Raw genomic sequence first — 6,726 nt, forward strand, 5'->3', positions numbered from 1 at the left:
ACGGTAATCCTTGACAGATGTTCTTGTGTTTCAAACTGCGTTTTTTTCACCATTAGGAGCCAACGAATGCTCAAGAGACTGAAAAATCGTACCACATCAGAGCTAATATCATGTCAGGATAATTACCCTTAATAAAAACTTCCCCCATCTCCCCATCTCCCCATCTCCCCATCTCCCCATTTCCCCATTTCCCCATCTCCCCACACTTCCCACCCTCCCTCTAATTATGGGTATTCAACCGGACTTGATATGAGTGCTAAACTTGACATCTATACAATGGGCAGATGCTGGCTTTCTGACCATCACGTATTTACCACCCAGTGTTTCAAACATCAACTCAAGAATCTGGGCGTCACTTTTTATGACTACGCTCTGACTGGTCACTGGCATTTTTTTTACTCACAAGATCCGGCACGAAGACTCAGAGTGCTGGACAGAAAAAATACAAATGTCCCATATAATTACGAGCATTACGACAAGCTTGCGTCTAAGTTTGCTGATCAATATGGAAAGTGGAGTCAAAAAAATGTTGATTTTTACTGGTGCAGCTTCAAGTCTTACATGACCCATGTATTTTCCAAGTGTGAGCGTCCTATCGTCTTACAACTCAGTTTCCGCTTTGAAGGGAACCAGAAAAGCACACCAGAGCATGTGAAAAAGCTGATCGAACTCCTCTTAGAGCTACGTGCCAAAGGACAACTCTTGATTTTGGCATCTAACCGCTATGACCAAATGTATTTCGAGTATTTTACAGGTGTGACAATCCCAAAAGTGCCTCTATGCGCATGTCACATCAAAGAACGATATCATCCTCACAGAAATGAAATCCTGATTGGCCCGGCAAGACACTATCCCCAAGGCCATCATAAAATTTCACAAATCAAAAAATTCTTTGCTAAGAGCCAACCCGAAATCGAATTAAGAACAATTCGCGAACTCTATCCCCAGCACCATGAGTATCGTGATTTGTCTAGACATAGAGCGATCATTGTTTTGCCTTACACCATCTATACCGGAGCGATTGTGGAATATCTCGCCATGGGTATACCCATGTTTATGCCAACTAGTGACTTGCTGAGTCAATGGCATATTGATGATTATCTTTTGGTAGAAAGAAAAAGCGACCTTAGCCCTACGCGCTGCTCTATGATTACAGGAGAACTACATGATTTGATGCCCGATCCCAACAATGACTATGACCTAGAAGCTGTCAACTATTGGCTCAAATTTTGTGAATGGTATGACTGGCCTATCGAAACGTTTAGTAGTTTAGAAGAACTCGAACAAAAACTGCGTGTTGCTGACCTCGAAAGCATCAGTAAAAATATGTTTAATTTTGAGCGACAGCAGTACGATGACACCCTTTTGAAATGGCAACATATCTTACAAGAAATTCATGATTCACCTTACGGAGGTATCTCTTCATGAGACCTATAAATAATATCAAGTCCGGTTGAATAAGCTAAAACGCATTTAAAATGGGTTTTAGCAAGGCAAAAGGCAAAAGGCAAAAGGCAAAAGGGGAGTGGATTCTATCTTTTTTAGTTAATTTCAATAAAATACAGTTTAAATGCACAACAGCTTACCCATCATAAAAGTGTGGGGATGGTGGGAAGGGTGTGGGGAGATGGGGAGATGGGGAGATGGGGACCCACCCCTAACCCCTCCCAGGAGGGGAATATGGGGAGATGGGGGATATTTTTATAAAGGGTAATTATCCGGATATCCTATAAGATAGGAGTTTTTATACCCTGCAAAATATGGATTGCAAATATCAGCAATAGCACTCATTCCACAATTTACCAAAATTATCTTAAAAGTCAACTCACGACAGCTCAATATCTGCTATTCAGTTTGTTGGTTACGGTGTTGCAATCGGTCAAAAATGTCAGGTTCGAAACCCTGGCAGCATCCTTACCCTTACCCATTATGTAGGTGCGCGCCTCCTAGGGCGAGTAAATCGCCCTTGGGTCGCACCTGTGGAATAGGCATCTTGCGTGGAAGCGATGCAGCGCGGTCTTGGGGGTTTCCCCCATGAGCGACTGCCGTGGTTTCCCCCATGAGCGACTGCATCAAGACACTGGCATCTTGCCAGTTTCATGCTTATTTTCGGGCGGGCAGGATGCCCACTCTACTCCTATTCATTCAAAGATTCAGCAACGCCGAAATCCTTGGGAGCATGTCACTTATGCAGAACATTTGTACGCTTATTTGGGTAATAGGTAATAGGTAATAGGTAATAGGTAATAGGTAATAGGGGGAGCATTTACTTATTTATATTTGTACATTATCTATAGCCCCCTCATGGGTAATTGCTTCCGCTAATGGGACATAGTACTAATGTTTCAGCAACGCAAGACCTGCTCCCAAATCGTTTTTATAGTTTAACCTAGGAATTTTGATTACTAAGACATTCATTATCGGTGGCGGAATTACAGGTTTATCAGCAGGTATTGCGTCCGGACTACCTGTCTTTGAAGCCGTTGAGGTTCCCGGTGGTATTTGCGCGTCATACTACGTCCGTCCAGGTAGTCGTGAACGGCTTCCAAACTTGCCTAAAGATGGTGAAGCCTATCACTTTGAAATTGGTGGTGGACATTGGATCTTTGGTGGCGATCCTACTGTTTTACGTTTCATCAAAAGCCTTACTCCAGTGGGCAGCTATGCCAGACGCTGTTCAGTTTATTTCCGAAATCAAAAACTGTATGTTCCCTACCCGATTCAAAATCATCTTCGTTTCTTAGGCTCAGAAATTATTGAAAGGTCTCTGGCTGAGATGGCTACTCCTCAAGGTTCCTTTAGCACCATGCAGGAGTGGCTACAAGTAAGCTTCGGTAAAACCCTTTGTGAACTATTCTTTCATCCATTTCATGATCTCTATACGGCGGGATTATACAAAAAAATCATTCCCCAGGATGCTTATAAGTCTCCTGTAAACCTATCTCTAGCGATTCGAGGTGGACTCAGTGATGTACCGCCCGTTGGATACAACACAAGGTTTATTTATCCATTTGAGGGGCTAAATACACTGGCTCAACGCATGGCAGAACGATGTGATATCCGCTATGGCAAACGGGCAGTTAGAATTGATGTCAAGGCAAAGGAGGTCTTTTTTGCTAATGGTAGTTCTGAATCAAATGAAACTCTTATTTCCACACTGCCTTTAAACCGAATGGTGGAAATGACTGAGTTGACTATCGATGCTGACCCCGATCCTTACACCTCGGTTTTAGTGCTTAACATTGGTGCAGTACGGGGTGAAAACTGCCCGGATGACCACTGGTTGTATAATCCTGATGCCACTTCGAAGTTTCATCGAGTCGCTTTCTACAGTAACGTTGATCCCCTTTTCCTACCCAAATCTGCTAGAGAAAAAGGCGATCGCGTCAGCATTGGCGTGGAACGCGCCTATCTAGGAGGCAAAAAGCCAACGAGGGAAGAAATCAGCCAATACTCTGAGGCAGTTGTTAAAGAGTTACAAAGTTGGGGCTTTATCGGTGAAGCAGAAGTTGTTGATCCAACCTGGATTGATGTGGCTTACACCTGGTCATTGCCCAAGTCTGACTGGAAGCAAAAAGCTTTACACATATTAGAACAAAACAATATTTACCAGGTGGGGCGTTATGGTCGTTGGATTTTCCAGGGAATTGCAGACTCTATCCGCGATGGGTTTATTGTTGGATCGAGCTTTAAGTAAAAAACCATTTATAGGAGTATAGTTAACTATGAAAGCAAACGGACTTAGGAAAATTGAATATCCAAAAATTGATCCTGTTCCAGAAGGCAAACATCGACCCTTTTGGTCTGTAATGATTCCTACTTACAACTGTGCCAATTATTTGGTTGAGACTCTAGAATCTCTATTGGCGAAGGATCCTGGACCTGAACATATGCAAATTGAGGTCGTAGATGACTGCTCTACCAAAGACAATCCTGAGCAGGTTGTAAGAGAAATTGGCAAGGGGAGAGTTTCCTTTTATCGCCAGCCTCAAAATGTGGGACTAACTCAAAATTTTAATACTTGTATTCGACGAAGTATCGGACAAGTAGTTCACATCTTACACGGTGACGATAAAGTTGCCCAAGGTTTCTATGAAAGACTCAAGTTGGGATTTCATACAGATGATACAGTAGGTGCTGCATTTAGCCGACATCATGTCATTAATGACCATGGACATTGGCTAAGAACATCTGAACTTGAACGTCAAACACCAGGGATTTTGAAAAATTGGATTGAGCATATAGCACTCATGCAAAGAATTCAGTTTCCAGCTATTGCTGTGAAACGAAAGGTTTACGAAGCTATAGGTGGTTTTACTCCTAATTTAAGTCACGCGGCAGATTGGGAAATGTGGAGACGTATTGCAGTTCATTTTCCAGTATGGTTCGAGCCGAAAGTACTAGCCCATTATCGTTCCCATAGCTCCTCTCATACATCTCAGCTGGCAATGACTGGTGATAATCTCAAAGATATCCATAAATCAATTGAAATTGCTAGGGAATATTTGCCTAAATCAATTGCTGATCCTATCTCAGATAAAGCTAGAGAGTATTGTGCTTTCTCTGGCATTAATCATGCTCGATACTTTTATGATAATGGATGTTTTGAAGTTGCAGTTGCTCAACTCCATGCAGCCTTAGCTTGTCATTTTTCACCGCAAGTTGTCAGAGCATCGCTTCTATTACTGATTAAAGCTTATCTCAAACAATTGAAATTCCTTCAAGGTAGTTCGTGAGAAATGCGGGTTATTCGGGTTTAAAATCTAGGTAAAAACTACATTATTGGTCACCAAAAGCAGGAAAAGTACACGACCCTGCGAAATGTGATTGCAAATGCTGCCAAAGGGTAAATGTTCAGGTATTTCTTGCAGATAAGGTAATCGAATAATGACAAGCAACAAACTGATTATTACCGCCGCATCCAAAGCCTATGGTCCATCACTTCTGGCACTACTCGGTTCACTAACCCTCAACTGGCCCAAACATCCCCCTGTGCTGGTTTATGACATTGGCCTAGACGAGACAACACTTGCTACATTGGCAGAAAATAAGATCCCCGTCAAAAAAGTGCCTCCCTTCTGCTCCCATTGGCGGAAGCACTTTACTTGGAAAATTTGGTGCCTAAATGATGCCCCAGCACAGGATGTGTTGTGGATGGATGCGGGACTGGTCGTACTCAAGCCCCTTGAGGAGGTGTTCGATGCCCTTGAGCACCAAGGATATTTTTTCGTTCCCAACTATCAATTACTGGATTCGGAAGCATCAGAAGCCGCTTGCAACGGATGTGGTGTCCCAACCGAGTTTCGTCTCGGAAAATCCACATTGGCTGGGGGATGGATTGGCCTTCGCAAGAAAGGCAAAGTTCTACGGGTTGTAGAAGAAGCCCTCTCTGTGGCCTTGGTGGAGAAACATATTGCAGCCACAGAACCCACGCACCGGCATGAGCAAGCAATCATTTCGCTGCTGATGTACAAACACTTTGGGCAAGTGGTACTGGCAGATGGTATCGTCTACTTGGGCTGGCGCTCACCCAATCAAACTCATGGGCAGAAAGTTTGGGTTCATCGTCGCGGGATGTTAGCAGAGGATATGGCTTTCTTTGGTTCACACATACGGGCACCAGGCAAGCCATATATGCCCAAAGACCCCGCCAAGGAAAAGCCAACACGTAGTCCGCGCTCCTTAGCCATGAAATTTGATCGCTTTGGAAAACCCTTATCGCGAGGCCCATTGGCACCAACCACTCAAACACAGAGGAAAAACCCAATTTATGATGGGGTTAGGGATTAGGGTCAAGCAAAGTAGATTTGAAGGAGGAAGATCAGATATCGAATCCCTTCGCCAGCAAACCTCTCCTCGGTGGTGTGCTTTAATCGTTGATCTATAGAAGCACGGATAATTCGCTAGAAATAATTAAGCCGATTTTATCTGACAGTAAAAAATAAGCGTTTACCGTAAAATAAAATTGGAAAAGAGGATGAATACAACAACCAACAGCTTCCATAAAAAATTAAGCATACTCTTAATACAATGCGAGTTTACAACGTGGAAAGTGGCGCAATGCTGGCCAGACAATATACATATAGGGTTTTAAAAATCCCTGAACGTAAATGATATTGAGGTAAGGATTCAGGTGGTCAGATGGGGGGGGTTGACAAAGGAGAGTAGGATAACACAGAATGTAAGCATTCAGCCGTCAGCTGTCAGCGGTTAGCTGAAAATAAACCTCGAATGGGAGAATTTAAAGGTGCGCTTTCCGCATCTAATTATTAAATTCGCTATAGGTGCGACCCGTGGCGAATTTAATTCGCCACGGGTCGCACCTATCGGCAAAGCCGACGCGGGGCGCGTTCGGGTCGCACCTAATAGTTCGAGATTAATCAGAATTGAAAGTCTGGGGAAAAGCCCATCAGCAGCTGATAGCTGATGGCTGATAGCTGAATGCTTACAAAAACTGTGTAAATGCTTAGATAACCTTTACTTCAGTAAAGATTGGTTCAAGCACATTTTGTATTCAGAATCCGTAGAGGTTGAAATTGAAGATCAATGTCTTCGTGATTACGGCAATAGCCAATATCGGTTTAATGTCTTTATCTATAGCAATTCTACGACTTGTGAGGTACAAATTTCTGGTTTTTAGGGAGCAGGGAGCAGGGAGCAGGGAGCAGGGAGCAGGGAGCAGGGAGCAGGGAGCAGGGAGCAGGGAGCAGGGAGCAGGGAGCAGGA

Annotated in this window: 5 protein-coding genes; 4 read left to right on the forward strand and 1 reads right to left on the reverse strand. The window is 43.6% G+C overall.

Annotation, left to right across the window (positions count from 1 at the left end):
- Window positions 1-249 precede the first annotated feature (249 nt).
- The gene (locus F6J90_RS43135) at window positions 250-1,428 is read left to right on the forward strand and encodes a hypothetical protein (protein ID WP_293109040.1); all 1,179 of its coding nucleotides are present in this window, start codon (window positions 250-252) and stop codon (window positions 1,426-1,428) included.
- A gap of 492 nt (window positions 1,429-1,920) precedes the next feature.
- Here the strand turns inward: F6J90_RS43135 and F6J90_RS43140 are convergent, their stop codons facing one another.
- The gene (locus tag F6J90_RS43140; protein ID WP_293109043.1) at window positions 1,921-2,061 is read right to left on the reverse strand and encodes a hypothetical protein; all 141 of its coding nucleotides are present in this window, start codon (window positions 2,059-2,061) and stop codon (window positions 1,921-1,923) included.
- Between the two features lie 337 nt (window positions 2,062-2,398).
- Here F6J90_RS43140 and F6J90_RS43145 point away from each other — a divergent pair, with 337 nt between their 5' ends.
- The 3 genes from F6J90_RS43145 (at window position 2,399) to F6J90_RS43155 (ending at window position 5,790) form a co-directional block, all read left to right on the forward strand.
- Window positions 2,399-3,697 carry an FAD-dependent oxidoreductase gene (locus tag F6J90_RS43145; protein ID WP_293109046.1) on the forward strand — a complete coding sequence of 433 codons (1,299 nt, stop codon included), beginning with the start codon at window positions 2,399-2,401 and terminating at the stop codon, window positions 3,695-3,697.
- A gap of 28 nt (window positions 3,698-3,725) precedes the next feature.
- The gene (locus F6J90_RS43150) at window positions 3,726-4,736 is read left to right on the forward strand and encodes a glycosyltransferase (RefSeq protein WP_293109049.1); all 1,011 of its coding nucleotides are present in this window, start codon (window positions 3,726-3,728) and stop codon (window positions 4,734-4,736) included.
- Between the two features lie 151 nt (window positions 4,737-4,887).
- Window positions 4,888-5,790 (forward strand): hypothetical protein, encoded by a 903-nt coding sequence (locus F6J90_RS43155; protein WP_293109052.1) that lies wholly within the window; start codon window positions 4,888-4,890, stop codon window positions 5,788-5,790.
- Window positions 5,791-6,726 lie beyond the last annotated feature (936 nt).

Source organism: Moorena sp. SIOASIH (assembly GCF_010671925.1).
GTDB lineage: Bacteria > Cyanobacteriota > Cyanobacteriia > Cyanobacteriales > Coleofasciculaceae > Moorena.

Bases quoted from the DNA above. Each gene is read 5' to 3' on its own strand.
- F6J90_RS43155 (WP_293109052.1), top strand. From the start codon at position 4,888: ATGACAAGCAACAAACTGATTATTACCGCCGCATCCAAAGCCTATGGT.
- F6J90_RS43140 (WP_293109043.1), bottom strand. From the start codon at position 2,061: ATGGGGGAAACCACGGCAGTCGCTCATGGGGGAAACCCCCAAGACCGC.
- F6J90_RS43150 (WP_293109049.1), top strand. From the start codon at position 3,726: ATGAAAGCAAACGGACTTAGGAAAATTGAATATCCAAAAATTGATCCT.
- F6J90_RS43135 (WP_293109040.1), top strand. From the start codon at position 250: ATGAGTGCTAAACTTGACATCTATACAATGGGCAGATGCTGGCTTTCT.